The sequence below is a fragment of the Citrobacter sp. Cb080 genome (genome assembly GCF_030334745.1).
Taxonomy (GTDB): domain Bacteria; phylum Pseudomonadota; class Gammaproteobacteria; order Enterobacterales; family Enterobacteriaceae; genus Citrobacter; species Citrobacter braakii.
In genome coordinates, this window is the sequence record NZ_JAOWDG010000069.1 from 388,341 (window position 1) to 401,509 (window position 13,169).

The 13,169-nt window shown below is 50.7% G+C and carries 19 protein-coding genes and 2 pseudogenes; 19 read left to right on the forward strand and 2 right to left on the reverse strand.

The genetic code is table 11. The features are described 5' to 3' along the window. The 18 genes and pseudogenes from OGV38_RS14570 to OGV38_RS14650 all read left to right on the forward strand — a co-directional run bounded on the left by OGV38_RS14570 (position 1) and on the right by OGV38_RS14650 (position 12,385). Complete coding sequence (locus tag OGV38_RS14570) at positions 1-414, forward strand: phage head closure protein (RefSeq protein WP_286473719.1); 414 nt, start codon at positions 1-3, stop codon at positions 412-414. After that, positions 389-892, forward strand: coding sequence for a hypothetical protein (locus tag OGV38_RS14575; protein ID WP_286473722.1), 504 nt, complete (start codon positions 389-391; stop codon positions 890-892). The genes OGV38_RS14570 and OGV38_RS14575 overlap by 26 nt, the downstream gene beginning before the upstream one ends. After that, entirely contained in the window at positions 892-1,452 is a 561-nt protein-coding gene (locus OGV38_RS14580; protein WP_286473725.1) for a phage tail terminator protein, read from the forward strand. Before OGV38_RS14575 ends, OGV38_RS14580 begins: the two co-directional genes overlap by 1 nt. An 8-nt stretch (positions 1,453-1,460) precedes the next feature. Continuing rightward, entirely contained in the window at positions 1,461-1,637 is a 177-nt protein-coding gene (locus OGV38_RS14585; RefSeq protein WP_075847817.1) for a DUF2635 domain-containing protein, read from the forward strand. Continuing rightward, a complete protein-coding gene (locus tag OGV38_RS14590; RefSeq protein WP_286473728.1) occupies positions 1,627-3,126 on the forward strand; it encodes a phage tail sheath subtilisin-like domain-containing protein in 1,500 nt (499 codons plus the stop codon). Before OGV38_RS14585 ends, OGV38_RS14590 begins: the two co-directional genes overlap by 11 nt. Next, positions 3,126-3,482, forward strand: coding sequence for a phage tail tube protein (locus OGV38_RS14595; protein ID WP_049015471.1), 357 nt, complete (start codon positions 3,126-3,128; stop codon positions 3,480-3,482). Before OGV38_RS14590 ends, OGV38_RS14595 begins: the two co-directional genes overlap by 1 nt. Further along, positions 3,482-3,751: a phage tail assembly protein gene (locus OGV38_RS14600; protein WP_000661045.1), complete on the forward strand. Its 270-nt coding sequence runs from the start codon at positions 3,482-3,484 to the stop codon at positions 3,749-3,751. Before OGV38_RS14595 ends, OGV38_RS14600 begins: the two co-directional genes overlap by 1 nt. Further along, positions 3,718-3,900, forward strand: a complete 183-nt coding sequence (locus tag OGV38_RS24975) for a hypothetical protein (RefSeq protein WP_117343990.1) — start codon at positions 3,718-3,720, stop codon at positions 3,898-3,900. Before OGV38_RS14600 ends, OGV38_RS24975 begins: the two co-directional genes overlap by 34 nt. Then, positions 3,893-5,677, forward strand: a complete 1,785-nt coding sequence (locus tag OGV38_RS14605) for a phage tail tape measure protein (RefSeq protein ID WP_286473732.1) — start codon at positions 3,893-3,895, stop codon at positions 5,675-5,677. The genes OGV38_RS24975 and OGV38_RS14605 overlap by 8 nt, the downstream gene beginning before the upstream one ends. A gap of 67 nt (positions 5,678-5,744) precedes the next feature. Then, positions 5,745-6,269, forward strand: coding sequence for a hypothetical protein (locus OGV38_RS14610; protein ID WP_286473734.1), 525 nt, complete (start codon positions 5,745-5,747; stop codon positions 6,267-6,269). 54 nt (positions 6,270-6,323) lie between these two features. Beyond that, positions 6,324-7,625 (forward strand): DNA circularization protein, encoded by a 1,302-nt coding sequence (locus OGV38_RS14615; RefSeq protein ID WP_286473737.1) that lies wholly within the window; start codon positions 6,324-6,326, stop codon positions 7,623-7,625. Then, positions 7,622-8,702 (forward strand): annotated as a pseudogene (locus tag OGV38_RS14620) (phage baseplate assembly protein). Before OGV38_RS14615 ends, OGV38_RS14620 begins: the two are co-directional and overlap by 4 nt. Further along, positions 8,702-9,250 carry a phage baseplate assembly protein V gene (locus tag OGV38_RS14625; protein ID WP_088583000.1) on the forward strand — a complete coding sequence of 183 codons (549 nt, stop codon included), beginning with the start codon at positions 8,702-8,704 and terminating at the stop codon, positions 9,248-9,250. The pseudogene OGV38_RS14620 and the gene OGV38_RS14625 overlap by 1 nt, the downstream one beginning before the upstream one ends. Beyond that, a complete protein-coding gene (locus tag OGV38_RS14630; RefSeq protein ID WP_049015482.1) occupies positions 9,250-9,675 on the forward strand; it encodes a phage GP46 family protein in 426 nt (141 codons plus the stop codon). Before OGV38_RS14625 ends, OGV38_RS14630 begins: the two co-directional genes overlap by 1 nt. Next, positions 9,662-10,720 carry a baseplate J/gp47 family protein gene (locus tag OGV38_RS14635; protein ID WP_286473743.1) on the forward strand — a complete coding sequence of 353 codons (1,059 nt, stop codon included), beginning with the start codon at positions 9,662-9,664 and terminating at the stop codon, positions 10,718-10,720. Before OGV38_RS14630 ends, OGV38_RS14635 begins: the two co-directional genes overlap by 14 nt. After that, positions 10,711-11,292, forward strand: coding sequence for a YmfQ family protein (locus OGV38_RS14640; RefSeq protein ID WP_075849392.1), 582 nt, complete (start codon positions 10,711-10,713; stop codon positions 11,290-11,292). The genes OGV38_RS14635 and OGV38_RS14640 overlap by 10 nt, the downstream gene beginning before the upstream one ends. Positions 11,293-11,303: 11 nt before the next feature. After that, positions 11,304-11,969: a hypothetical protein gene (locus OGV38_RS14645; RefSeq protein WP_286473747.1), complete on the forward strand. Its 666-nt coding sequence runs from the start codon at positions 11,304-11,306 to the stop codon at positions 11,967-11,969. Between the two features lie 14 nt (positions 11,970-11,983). Next, entirely contained in the window at positions 11,984-12,385 is a 402-nt protein-coding gene (locus tag OGV38_RS14650; protein ID WP_088582997.1) for a tail fiber assembly protein, read from the forward strand. A gap of 93 nt (positions 12,386-12,478) precedes the next feature. Here OGV38_RS14650 and OGV38_RS14655 read toward each other — a convergent pair whose 3' ends face one another. Both OGV38_RS14655 and OGV38_RS14660 read right to left on the reverse strand, forming a co-directional pair. Beyond that, on the reverse strand, positions 12,479-12,724 hold the full coding sequence (locus OGV38_RS14655; protein ID WP_286473751.1) for a hypothetical protein: 246 nt from the start codon (positions 12,722-12,724) through the stop codon (positions 12,479-12,481). Continuing rightward, positions 12,721-12,963, reverse strand: coding sequence for a DinI family protein (locus tag OGV38_RS14660; RefSeq protein WP_286473755.1), 243 nt, complete (start codon positions 12,961-12,963; stop codon positions 12,721-12,723). The genes OGV38_RS14655 and OGV38_RS14660 overlap by 4 nt, the downstream gene beginning before the upstream one ends. A 78-nt stretch (positions 12,964-13,041) precedes the next feature. Here OGV38_RS14660 and OGV38_RS14665 point away from each other — a divergent pair. After that, positions 13,042-13,169, forward strand: a pseudogene (locus OGV38_RS14665) (HumD family translesion DNA polymerase); the annotation flags it as partial.

Here is a 13,169-nt window from a genome sequence, read left to right on the forward strand (position 1 = left end):
ATGAAAAGACGGTCGACAAATACAAGTGCGACTTACTTGCTCCCAGACCCCGGAGAACTCGATAAACGAGTGAGTATCCGGCAACGCGTCGATTCTCCGAGCAGTGACATGGGGACGGAGCCAACGTATCCGGTACAGTTCCCTGCCTGGGCAAAGGTGGTTCAGACCAGCGCTACCACATACCAGGAGACGGCACAGACTGATAATGCGATAACGCATTACATCACCATCCGCTGGCGCAGGGGGATCACTACTGATTTTGAAGTGGTTCTGAGCGACCTGGTGTACCGGATTAAGAGAGTACGTGATCTGAACAGCAAGCGCCGATTTTTACTTCTGGAATGCACTGAGCTTGGTGAGTTCCCGGTAAATACTGGAGGTAATTCCAATGGCGGAACCCTTTTTACACGTTGATTTTCAGCAGCCGAACGAAATGCGCTTCAATCGCGCGCGCGTTCGGCGTGCCTTTGTCACCATCGGCCAGCGCCATATGCGCGACGCACGCCGTCTGGTGATGCGCCGTGGTCGTTCTGAACCAGGTGAAAACCCCGGTTACCAGACAGGCCGCCTGGCTAAATCCATCGGTTACATGGTGCCTAAAGCCAGTGCTAAACGACCAGGTTTTATGGCTCGAATCGCACCGAACCAGAGGAACGGGCAGGGTAACCGGCTCATCACCGGCGATTTTTACCCGGCATTCCTCTTCTACGGTGTGCGCGGTGGCGCAAAACGTCGGCGCAGTCATCACCGTGGCGCTTCTGGTGGTAGCGGCTGGCGGCTGGCCCCGCGTAATAATTTTATGGTTGAAACGCTCAATAAAAACAGCCCCTGGACGCGTTATTACCTGGCGCGGGAATTACGGCTCTCACTCAAACCGGAGAAACGGCGCTGATGAAACTGGCCCCGATTATTGCTGCGCTACGTGCGCGCTGCCCCATTTTTGAAAATCGCGTTGCTGGCGCTGCGCAATTTAAGGATTTGCCAGAAGTCGGGAAAATGAAACTACCAGCGGCCTACGTGGTGTCCGGTGACGATTCACCCGGCGAGCAGAAAAGTCAGACGGACTACTGGCAGGATTTGACCGAAGGTTTTTCCGTAATCGTTTTTGTCAGTAACGGTCGCGATGAGCGCGGGCAGTTTGCTTCTTATGACGTGGTTCACGACGTGCGACAGATGTTGTTCAAGGCATTGCTGGGGTGGAACCCGGAAGAGCGAGGTGAGCCCATAACCTATGCTGGCGGCACGCTACTCGATGTGAACCGTCACGAACTGAGCTACCAGTTCGACTTTACAGTGCAGAACGAACTCGGCAGTGATGATACGCGGCAGATTGATGACCTCAACAATCTGGACGAATTCAAAACGCTGGCTATCGATGTTGATTTTATCGATCCGGGACATGGCCCCGATGGGGACCCCGAACATCATACAGAGATAACTCTCCCCACCTGAGGAAAACCATGTTTGTAAAACCCCTAAAAGGGCGGTCAGTACATGACCCTGCCCGAGGCGACCTTTTGCCTGTTGAAGGGCGAAATGTTGAAGAAAGCAGCTACTGGCTGCGCCGGGAAGCCGCTGGCGATATCAGGCGCGTGAACAAAGTTAAACAGAAAAAGGTGGAAACCAATGACCGTTAGTTTCAGCACTATCCCGGCAAATACGCTGGTGCCACTGTTTTATGCTGAGATGGATAATTCGGCGGCAAATACAAGTCAGGAGTCAGCGCCATCATTGCTGCTGGGCCATGCGAATACAGGTGCTTCAATTCAGCCTGATTCACTGGTGCTGATGCCGTCCGCAGATTACGCAAAGCAAATTTGTGGTCCCGGTAGTCAGCTTGCACGCATGGTTGCTGCGTATCGTAAAACCGATCCTTTTGGTGAGCTTTACATCATTGCTGTCCCTGAGCCAGCGGCAGGAGTGGCGGCCACGTATACCCTGACCGTAACTGGCGCAGCAACTGAGAGCGGCACGGTGAATATTTATGTCGGGCGTACTCGTATTCAGGCAGCAGTTGTAAGCGGTGATGATGTTGAGGCTGTGGCATCAAGCATTAAAGATGCAATCAATGCCGATCCTACGTTGCCGGTTATCGCTTCGTCTGCTGTTGGCGTGGTCACGCTGACAGCACGTCACAAAGGTCTGAGCGGGAATGAAATCCCTGTCGTTCTGAATTATTACGGTTACGGTGGTGGGGAAGTGTTGCCTGCAGGCATAGCGGTAGCCGTCGCTGCTGGCGCTGCCGGAACGGGGGCTCCGGTGCTCAATGGCGCTATTGCCGCTATGGCCGATGAGCCGTTTGATTATATTGGCCACCCGTTCAATGATTTGGCCTCGGTTAATGCATTTGTCAGCGAAATGAACGATACCAGCGGTCGCTGGAGCTACGCGCGCCAGCTTTATGGCCACGTTTATACTGCAAAACTCGGAACGCTTTCTGAGCTGGTTGCCGCAGGGGATCAGCTTAACCAGCAGCACATTACTCTGGCGGGCTACGAGAAAGAAACGCAGACTCCGGCAGATGAGCTAGCGGCCAGTCGTACCGCGCGCAATGCGGTATTTATCCGCAATGATCCGGCGCGCCCAACCCAGACAGGTGAACTCGTGGACATGCTACCAGCGCCAAAAGGGAAGCGCTTCACGATGACCGAGCAGCAGTCTCTGCTGTCACATGGGATTGCAACCTCATACGTTGAAAGCGGCACGCTGCGCATTCAGCGCGACGTTACAACGTACAAGAAAAACGCCTACGGTGTTGCAGACAACAGCTATCTCGACAGCGAGACGCTGCATACCAGCGCTTATGTCTTGCGCAGGCTGAAATCGGTTATCACCAGTAAATATGGGCGCCATAAACTGGCGAACGACGGCACTCGCTTTGGTCCTGGTCAGGCGATTGTTACCCCGGCAGTTATCAAAGGGGAATTGCTGGCGACTTACCGACAGATGGAGCGCGCCGGGATCGTAGAAAATTACGACCTGTTCAAGCAATACCTGAAGGTTGAACGTGACGCGACAAACCCAAACCGTATCAACACCCTGTTCCCGCCTGACTACGTTAACCAGCTGCGAGTGTTTGCGGTCGTTAACCAGTTCCGCCTTCAGTATCAAGAGGAGTCCGCATAATGCCGCGCATTGCAGGTACTTGTTATTTCAAAATTGATGGTCAGCAATTATCCATGACCGGCGGTATTGAGGTGCCGATGAATACTAAGGTCAATGATGATGTTATTGGCCTTGATGGTTCGGTGGATCGTAAAGAAACGCACCGCGCGCCGTATATCAAAGGCACCTTCAAAGTGCCGAAAGATTTTCCGGTTAGCAAAGTAACGACTTCAGACCAGATGACCATTACCGCCGAACTGGCAAACGGTCAGGTTTATGTCTTGTCGTCTGCCTGGCTACACGGTGAGGCAAACCACAACGCCGAAGAAGGTACGGCTGATCTTGAATTCCATGGTGAAGAAGGGGATTACCAGTAATGAAAGAGCTTGAACTGAAGCATCCAGTAACTGCGCATGGTGAAACGATCAGCGTCCTGGAATTTAACGAACCGACTGGTAAAGACGTTCGCGAACTTGGTTATCCGTACCAGATGAATCAGGACGAATCCATCAAACTGCAGGCGCATATTATCGCAAAGTACATTGTGCGGCTGGCAAATGTACCGCTGAGCACGGTAGATCAGATGAAACCCGGCGATCTGAATAGTGCAGGCTGGCTGGTTGCAGGTTTTTTCCTCCAGGCCTGACAGCCGATTATCTCACTGACCGTTTTTTTGACTGCGCCAGCTACTGGCGCATTAACCCATTTGAACTGCTGAAAATGCCAATCAGTGAGATTCCTCTGCTGGTTAGTCAGGCGAACAGGATTGAGCAGGAGAAAAAACGTAATGGCTGAATTTGAACTTAAAGCGCTAATCACTGGCGTTGATAAGTTATCTCCCGCACTTTCACGGATGCAGAAAAACATCCGTGGTTTCAAGCGCCAGGCAGAGGAAGCTTCAAAGGGTGGATTAGCGCTGGCTGGTGGTTTGGCTGCTGGATTGACTGTATCGCTGAAAGCCTATGCGGATCAGGAGAATGCGGCTACAGGGCTGAAGGTCGCGATGATGCAGACGAACGGAGAAGTCGGCAATAGTTTTGAAAAAATAAACAAACTGGCTGTTGGGCTTGGGAATCAGTTACCTGGCACGACTGCTGATTTTCAGAACATGATGCAGATGCTTGTTCGACAGGGTATTCCGGCAGAAAACATTCTGGGTGGGGTAGGCAAAGCGACTGCATACCTTGCCGTACAGCTTAAAAAAACACCTGAAGCAGCGGCAGAATTCGCCGCAAAAATGCAGGACGCAACTGGGACCGCATCAGATGACATGATGGGGCTGTTTGATACCATCCAGAAAGCGTTTTACCTTGGTGTCGACGACACCAACATGTTGTCGTTTTTCACAAAAACCAGCTCAGTTCTGAAGATGGTTAATAAGGACGGATTGAAAGCCGCTCAGGGACTTGCTCCGATCAGCGTCATGATGGACCAGATGGGTATGCAGGGGGAGTCAGCCGGTAACGCCCTTCGAAAAGTCATTCAATCTGGCCTTGATCTTAAAAAAGTCAGAGCGACTAACAAAGGATTGAGGAAACAACGTATTCGGCTGGACTTTACGGACGGAAAAGGAGGTTTTGGTGGTCTTGACAAAATGTTCAGCCAGTTGGCCAAGCTACGCAAACTTACAGATACGGATAAAACTTCAGTACTGAAAACTCTCTTTGGCGATGATGCTGAAACTCTGCAGGTTGTGAATGCCCTGATCGACAAAGGTAAAGACGGCTACGATCAGATCCAGCAAAAAATGAATAAACAGGCCAGTCTGAATAATCGAGTTCAAGCCCAGTTGGGAACTCTTACCAACCTATGGGAGGCGATGACAGGGACGGCCACAAATGGACTCGCAGCTATAGGTGGTGCTTTTTCATCGGACACCAAACAGATTGTTAATTGGCTTGGTGACCTCGGGGAAAAATTTTCTAACTTTGCCGAGAAAAATCCCGATGTAATCAGGGGAGTAGTCGGCCTTGTTGCTGGTCTTGCTGCTTTAAAGCTTGGGTTTATGGGAGTTAACTTTGCTTTAGGTCTGGTGAGTAAGACTATATCAATGTCCCCGTGGGGGATATTGTTCAGACTTATTGCAATGGCCGCAGGTTATATCATTGCCAACTGGAGTACGGTAGGCCCGTGGTTTAAAGAAATGTGGAATAAGATTGGGCCATATTTCCAAGTCGGATGGGAGTTGATGAAAACAGTCTTTGGTTGGACACCACTAGGATTGATCATCAATAACTGGGGGCCAGTTGTTAAGTGGTTCCAGGATATGTGGAATAAGCTCAAACCTATTATTGAATGGTTCTCTGATGGAGCCAGTGACACTGTTGCTGCTGCTAACGCTGCGCAGTGGGGCGCTGGTGGTTACGGTGCTTATGGTACTGGTGTTGCTAGCAGTGGCTATAACCCTTATCAGATTAATAAGGGGGCACCTTCACAGCCAGAGGCCAGAGTTGTTGTTGAGCTAAAAGGTGCTCAACCTGGAACAACAGTGACAGAGTCGAAATCCAGAGGTATCAACGTGAGTACCGATGTTGGTTACACCCGGATAGGAAAGATTGGCATGGGTGGATAGAACGATGTATTTTGAGAGCGCTATCTTGTATATAGCGAACAATAATAGTTAATCACTCAAGGTCATCATGAAAAATCATATAATTGCCAGTGTAATAGTTGGTGTGTCGGTTGTTTTTTCTGCGCTTATCATCTCTGATAACATTTCGTTTAAGAATGAGCATGTAATTCCCCTTGCTGGAGGCTCTGTAAAATTAGGTGATGTATACAAAGAGGAAAAATTGCTGAGTGCTAGATTAATATTTAAAGAAGGTGAACAAGTTTTAATATCCAATGGGAATCCAGATGATTTTTCAAATGAATTGGATGCGAAAATAACGGAGATACTCAAGACCCTTAATTCAGGGAAGAGTAAAGATGATGAGCGTTTAACAGCAGAAAATCTTAGTGTTATTGATGATGCCAAACTGGAAGTTACCTCAGCGGTACGTTATACAAGTGAACATCAGCCTTTGTTTACATTAACACTGGATGAGCAAGAAATACCTATGGTTAAAGGCTCATACATCAAAGATTTTTCACACGAAAACATTAAGAAGTTTATCGACGGCCAACAAAAAAACTATCAAAACGCACTTTTCTTAACGAAGTAATTAATTCATTAGCATAAGCCCGCTTCGGCGGGTTTTTTTATGTCCGGAGTTTCTATGGCGTGGAAAGACAGGCTTCAGGATGCGTCATTCCGTGGCGTACCATTTAAGGTCGAAGGCGAAGGTGCCGCAGTTGGTCGTAGAGTTGAAACACACGAATACCCCAACCGCGATAAACCCTACACCGAAGATCTCGGTAAGGTCACCTTCCGGCCGAATATCACCGCCTATGTCATAGGCGATGATTGTTTCGATCAGCGCGACAGACTAATTGAAGCGCTCAACAAACCGGGGCCGGGAACGCTTGTTCACCCGACCTATGGCGAGTCGAGTGTTTGTGTCGATGGTGAAGTTAAAGTCAGCACGACGAGCAGCGAAGGGCGCATGGTGCGCTTTGATCTGCAGTTTGTCGAAGCGGGTGAGCTTTCCTATCCAACGGCGGGCGCAGCCACGGCGAATACGCTGGTGTCCTCATGTTCTGCACTGGATGACTGTATCAGCGATAACTTTGAGACGTTCGGTATGGACGGCATGCCTGATTTCGTTCAGAACGGTGTGATTGACGATGCGACCAACATGCTGGGCTATGTCTCTGACAAAATGGCGATGGTCGATTCTGGCATTTCCGCCGCCGCACGTCTAATGCAGGGGGATATCTCTGTTCTGCTCCCGCCGCCATCTTCAGGAAAAGGCTTCGTTGACCAGCTGCAGGCAATGTGGCGTTCGGGGAATCGGCTCTCTGGTAATGCCAGCGACCTGTTCACAATGATTAAAAACTTTTCAGGTATCTCCATGGGGAGTGATCTGGCACCGCGTGGCGTATGGAAAACGGACAGCAAGACGACGCAGAGCCAGAAACAGCAAAGTAATTATGTTGCCAGCGCGGTTCGTACAACGGCAATAAGCGAAGCGGCTTATGCTGTCACGACGTTACCCGCGCCAGTTGTCACGACAAGCGAGCAAAGTCAGCAGTCCACTGGCTGGCCTTCTGTTACTCATCCTGAGCTGAATAATGCTCCTGATGAAGCGACAGTTGTCGACGTGCCTACATGGGATGATCTGGTCGATATCCGTGACACGCTGAATACTGCGATTGATAAAGAACTATCCCGCACGACCGATGACCGTTTGTTTCTGGCTTTGCGCCGGGTGAAGTCTGACCTTAACAACGACATAAAACACCGCCTGGTGCAGACCCAAAAGACCGTTATCAGAACCCCTGATGAGGTAACTCCGGCACTGGTTCTGGCTGCCACTTGGTTCGATAACGCTGCACGGGAGTCTGACATTGTCAGGCGTAATGCTGTGGCTCACCCGGGCTTTGTGCCGGTATCTCCACTGAGGGTTCCTGTACGATGAACGATAACGTAACTCTCCGTGTTAACGGTCGTGAGTGGGGGGGGCTGGACGTCAATTCGTATTGGTTCCGGGATTGAGCGTTTGGCCCGAGATTTTAGTGTAGAGATCACCCGACAGTGGCCCGGTGGTGATGGTGTTGCGTCACTTCATCCCAGGGTTAAAAACGGCGACAAAGTCGAGGTTCTAATTGGTGATGACCTGGTGGTTACCGGTTGGGTTGAAGCAACGCCGGTTCGCTATGATGCGCGATCAATCAGTGTCGGAATCAGCGGGCGCAGTCTGACCGCCGATCTGATTGATTGTGCCGCTGAGCCGACCCAATTCAATGGGCAATCACTCGTTCAGGTGGCCGCTGCACTTGCCAGACCTTTCGGTATAGCGGTTGTAAACGCTGGTGCGCCGGGTGGCGCTATTCCCGGTGTACAACCCGATCACGGTGAAACGGTTATCGAAGTCCTCAACAAGATGCTTGGACAACAGCAGGCGCTGGCCTACGACGACCCTCGAGGCAGGCTTGTTATCGGCGGCATTGGTAGCACGCGCGCTCATACAGCTCTGGTGCTGGGTAAAAACGTTATTTCCTGCGATACCGAGAAAAGTATCCGTGAACGTTTTTCAACCTACCAGGTATCTGGACAGCGTGCCGGAAACGATGATGATTTTGGGGCTGCGACAACAACGGCGCTTCGCGCAAAAACAACAGACGCATCAATTGGCCGCTATCGTCCCATGGCAGTACAGCAGACGGGGCAGTCGACTGGCGCCAGTTGCATTGCGCGCGCCGAATTCGAGGCGCGACAACGCGCTGCACGTACCGATGAAGCCACGTACACGGTGTGGGGCTGGCGACAGGGGGATGGTTCTCTGTGGCAGCCAAACCAGCGGGTTATTGTTTTCGATCCGATCTGCGGCTTCAACAACCGCGAACTCCTCATCTCTGAAGTCTCATTCACTAAAGACAATAACGGCACCCTGACAGAGTTACGCGTCGGGCCGCCGGATGCCTATCTTCCTGAGCCCGAAGAGAGCAGTCAGAAGCGTGCTAAAAAACGCAAAGTCAAAGAGGACCCGTTCTAATGGGAGTAATGCAAAGCCTTCAGAGACAGGTTCTGGGACTCATTGGACGCGCTGTTGTGAAGAGTATCAACGCAGCTTCCAAGTGCCAGATGATAGATGTTGAGTTACTGGCTGGGCAGCAAAAGGCGGGTATTGAGCACCTTGAACCCTATGGCTTCACTTCTTGTGCACAAGCGGGGGCTGAGGCTGTTGTTTTATTTCCTGATGGTGACCGTTCTCACGCCGTTGCGATCACCGTGTCTGATCGTCGCTATCGCATGAAGGGGCTCAAAACGGGGGAGGTTGCTCTCTACGATGACCAGGGGCAGTCAGTCACGCTGACACGCGCCGGGATTGTTGTTGATGGTGGTGGCAAGGTGATTACGTTTAAAAACGCGCCTAAAGCCCGCTTTGAAATGGATATTGAGTCAACGGGCCAGATCAAAGACCTCTGTGATACTTCTGGCCAGACAATGTCGGCGATGCGTGTTGCTTATAACGGGCATAAACACAGAGAAAACGGGCAGGGCAATAACACCGATACACCTGATAAACAAATGGAGGTGTGATGGAACTCTGGCTTACGGTAAATGGGAAACGGGTAAGCGCTGGTTCTCAGCTTGATCCGCTCACCCGCGCTGTAGTGATTTCTTTATTCACCCACCGCCGCGCCGATCCTGATGATAACGCTGATGTTCCGATGGGGTGGTGGGGCGATACCTGGCCGGTTGTCGCGAACGACCGTTATGGTTCGAAATTGTGGCTACTCCAGCGGAGCAAGCTCACGAACGCCCTGGTGAATACCGTGCGCAACTATCTGCGTGAAGCTCTTCAATGGATGCTGGATGACGGTGTGGTATCTCGTATCGACATTGATATCCAGCGAACCGGTATTAATGAACTGGGGAATAAGATTGTTCTCTGGCGACGGGATGGTCCGGTAACGATTTCTTTTAACGATCTGTGGAGTGTAATCACCAATGGCGGACAGTGAATTTCAGCGGCCAACATTGGCCGAAAACATCAGCATGATCCGCACAGACCTTTTTGCACGCCTTGACATCAATGATGAGCTTCGCCGCATGGATGAAGATGTCAGGGCCAAGGTTTATGCCGGGGCGCTGCATACGGTTTATGGCTATATCGATTATCTGGCGATGAATATGCTGCCTGACCTGTGCGATGAGTCATGGCTTTATCGGCATGCTGCTATGAAGCGATGCCCGAGAAAAGATGCCGTAGCCGCATCAGGTTTTATGCGCTGGGATGGCGTAACGAACGGGCTGAAGGTGAGCGCCGGCTCGGTAATTCAGCGTGACGATCTCGTCCAGTACATCGTTCAGGCAGACGCAACAAGTGCCGGTGGCGTGCTTCGTGTACCCGTTGTCTGCAGCATGACAGGTATAACCGGAAATATGGATGATGGTGAGGCGCTCTCACTGGTTACGCCGGTTAACGGACTTCCTTCCGGCGGCATGGCCGATACGGTTACTGGCGGTTTTGATATTGAAGATCTTGATGTCTGGCGTGCCCGTGTCCTGGAACGCTACTACTGGACCCCGCAAGGCGGCGCTGACGGAGATTATGTTGTCTGGGCAAAAGAAGTGCCCGGCGTAACACGCGCGTGGACTTACCGGCACTGGATGGGGACGGGAACGGTCGGCGTTATGATTGCCAGTAGCGACCTGATTAACCCGATTCTTGATGATGCAACAGTTGCTGCGGCTCAGGCACATATTGAACCGTTGGCACCCGTAGCGGGTTCAGACCTCTATGTATTTAAGGGGACGCCAAAAACGGTCAACTACACCATTGACCTGAACCCGGATACTCCTGAAATACGCGCCGCAGTTGAGGCCGAGCTTCGTTCATTTCTGCTGCGTGACGGCTATCCGGAAGGGACGCTTGAGCTATCCCGTACAAACGAGGCGATTTCTATAGCTGTCGGTGAGTACAGCCATAAGCTACTTTCTCCAACAGTTGATACGCCAGTTGCAAAAAATGAACTGGCTGTACTGGGGGTAATAACGTGGGCGTGAGTAATGATGATTATGTCCAGTTACTGAGTGCGCTGCTTCCACCCGGACCTGCATGGTCAGTTGACGATGTTGCAATAAGTGGCGTAGCGCCTTCTTTGCTCAGGGTGCATCAGCGTGCTGATGAACTCATGCAGGAGCTTGATCCGCGTACCACAACAGAACTTATTGACCGATGGGAGCGGTGCTGCGGTCTGCCTGATGAATGCATACCATCAGGCACACAGACGTTACGGCAGCGACAGCAACGGCTGGACGCAAAAGTTAATCTTACCGGAGGAATCAACGAAGATTTCTATCTTCGTCAACTGGCCGCTCTGGGGAAGCCCGGCGCCACTATCACGCGCTATAACAAGGGACCTTTCAAATGTACGTCGTCGTGTATGGATGCGACCTATTCAACTGAATGGCGTTATTACTGGCAGGTAAATATGCCTGCTTCAACGGACGCCACCTGGATGACCTGCTCAGACAATTGCGAAACGCCCATTCGTTACTGGGGCGATACTGTTGCCGAGTGCGTTATCAATAAACTGTGCCCGTCCCATACCTACGTAATATTCAAATATCCGTAACCGGAGACATTATGCATCGCATTGACACACCTACTGCGCAAAAAGATAAATTCGGCGCGGGCAAGAACGGCTTTACTGCAGGTAACCCCCAGACAGGAACCCCGGCCACAGATCTTGATAACGATTATTTTGATATGTTGCAGGAAGAACTGGCGGGAGTTGTAGAAGCAACCGGCGTTAATCTGGATAAGTCAAAGCATAACCAGTTACTGACAGCCCTGAAGGCGCTGATGTTAATCCGCGCACATCCTTTTGCAGATATCAAAGCAGACGGGCCTGCAGCAATTGCAGAGGCTCTCTCAAACCTTGGTTTGGGAACAGCGGCAAAACGCAATGTTGATGCAGGGCTAATTAACGGCATTCCAGACATGGCCAGCTTTCGGGCTACTGTGCTACCCAACGGGGTTTTTAAGATAGATGTTATCGGTGCCGGGGGAGGCAAACAGAAACTGGTATTTCAGTGGGGCATAATTGCTACTGCTCCGGGCAGTAATGCTGCATATAACGTCAATGAAGCGTTTCCAAATGAAATTTTGTGGGCCAGTGGCGGCCGGGGCGCTCCAGGCTCAAATGCCGGAATGGGGGTGAGCCCGGAGGGCACTCAACAAATAAGAATACAGAACTATGCACCAGGTGGTGTACCGGAGAACTGTTTTTGGTGGGCAATTGGCCGGTAATAAGGTGAACTAAAATGAAATATAAATATTTTGAAGGGCTGTTTTATCCTGAAGATGGCAGCTATGAGTCAATACCTGCTGGCGCGATAGATGTATCAGAGGATGAGTACAGAAAAGCAATGGGCCGCGCCCCCGGTTCCACATTTTCAGTCGATGACTCCGGAATTGTTACTGTCATTCCTGTTCCAGAACCGACGCGAGAACAATATATTGCTCAGGCTGAGACGCATAAACAATTCTTGCTGGAGAAGTCCAGGCAGAAGATTACCGTCTGGCAAACTAAGCTACTGATGGGGCGTGCGCTAACGGATGTTGAATCAGCAAGCCTGAATATATGGATGGATTATATCGATGCTGTGACAGCAATAGATACCGGCACCGCACCAAATATTGATTGGCCCGATGCCCCTGAATGATCTACTTGCCGCGACCTGCATATGCGAGCCCTGGGCGCGGCTAGGTTTAGTTTTCATGTCATGGCGCAGTGATGAGTGTATAAGCGCATGAAGTTATTGCCAGATTCTTTTTCCTATTTTTGTCGCGGCTGTAATTGCTTGTGCTGTACTGCCGAACAGTTGCTGCGTTGCCATCTGCCACTTGTTTTCTTTGTGAACTAACAGTAAATATTGTTTTAAGGTATCAGCATCGAAAACAACGGCAAACGTGAGCATGTCCTTTGATGGCTCTGGAAGCACATTATCTGGCGGGAAGTAAATTCTAATCCCGGAAATAATTATGTTGTCGATGCCCATCATTCATCTACCAGCCACATATCAGCCTCTTCAAACATTTCCTGAACAGTACGGCTTATCTGTTCCTTCTCATGCTTGCTGGCGTCAGTGTTGATCGCCGGCAGTGTCATCATCGGTTTAACCCGAACATCAGCATCCGGGAAAATCCGGTGCACTCTCTTGGTCAATTCGCCCAGAATGATATCTTTTGCACCAGGCAGCCCATCAAAATTCCTTTTGTCATAAACGAGTTCCACGAACATTGCTCATTTCCTCTTTACTGGATGTATATACAGTATTTATACTGTGTTTTTATCCGGTATTCAAGAGAGGGCGTAAACATGGGCTTTCCTTCACCTGCGGCAGATTATGTTGAAACACGAATCTCCCTCGATCAGCAGCTAATCAGCCAACCCGCAGCGACTTATTTCATGCGGGCATCGCGTTCACATTTCAGGGAAGGGATAAT

Bases quoted from the DNA above. Each gene is read 5' to 3' on its own strand.
- OGV38_RS14605 (WP_286473732.1), top strand. From the start codon at position 3,893: ATGGCTGAATTTGAACTTAAAGCGCTAATCACTGGCGTTGATAAGTTA.
- OGV38_RS14595 (WP_049015471.1), top strand. From the start codon at position 3,126: ATGCCGCGCATTGCAGGTACTTGTTATTTCAAAATTGATGGTCAGCAA.
- OGV38_RS14600 (WP_000661045.1), top strand. From the start codon at position 3,482: ATGAAAGAGCTTGAACTGAAGCATCCAGTAACTGCGCATGGTGAAACG.
- OGV38_RS14645 (WP_286473747.1), top strand. From the start codon at position 11,304: ATGCATCGCATTGACACACCTACTGCGCAAAAAGATAAATTCGGCGCG.
- OGV38_RS14635 (WP_286473743.1), top strand. From the start codon at position 9,662: ATGGCGGACAGTGAATTTCAGCGGCCAACATTGGCCGAAAACATCAGC.
- OGV38_RS14610 (WP_286473734.1), top strand. From the start codon at position 5,745: ATGAAAAATCATATAATTGCCAGTGTAATAGTTGGTGTGTCGGTTGTT.
- OGV38_RS14650 (WP_088582997.1), top strand. From the start codon at position 11,984: ATGAAATATAAATATTTTGAAGGGCTGTTTTATCCTGAAGATGGCAGC.
- OGV38_RS14575 (WP_286473722.1), top strand. From the start codon at position 389: ATGGCGGAACCCTTTTTACACGTTGATTTTCAGCAGCCGAACGAAATG.
- OGV38_RS14625 (WP_088583000.1), top strand. From the start codon at position 8,702: ATGGGAGTAATGCAAAGCCTTCAGAGACAGGTTCTGGGACTCATTGGA.
- OGV38_RS14590 (WP_286473728.1), top strand. From the start codon at position 1,627: ATGACCGTTAGTTTCAGCACTATCCCGGCAAATACGCTGGTGCCACTG.
- OGV38_RS14655 (WP_286473751.1), bottom strand. From the start codon at position 12,724: ATGATGGGCATCGACAACATAATTATTTCCGGGATTAGAATTTACTTC.
- OGV38_RS14580 (WP_286473725.1), top strand. From the start codon at position 892: ATGAAACTGGCCCCGATTATTGCTGCGCTACGTGCGCGCTGCCCCATT.
- OGV38_RS14660 (WP_286473755.1), bottom strand. From the start codon at position 12,963: ATGTTCGTGGAACTCGTTTATGACAAAAGGAATTTTGATGGGCTGCCT.
- OGV38_RS14615 (WP_286473737.1), top strand. From the start codon at position 6,324: ATGGCGTGGAAAGACAGGCTTCAGGATGCGTCATTCCGTGGCGTACCA.
- OGV38_RS14630 (WP_049015482.1), top strand. From the start codon at position 9,250: ATGGAACTCTGGCTTACGGTAAATGGGAAACGGGTAAGCGCTGGTTCT.
- OGV38_RS14585 (WP_075847817.1), top strand. From the start codon at position 1,461: ATGTTTGTAAAACCCCTAAAAGGGCGGTCAGTACATGACCCTGCCCGA.
- OGV38_RS14570 (WP_286473719.1), top strand. From the start codon at position 1: ATGAAAAGACGGTCGACAAATACAAGTGCGACTTACTTGCTCCCAGAC.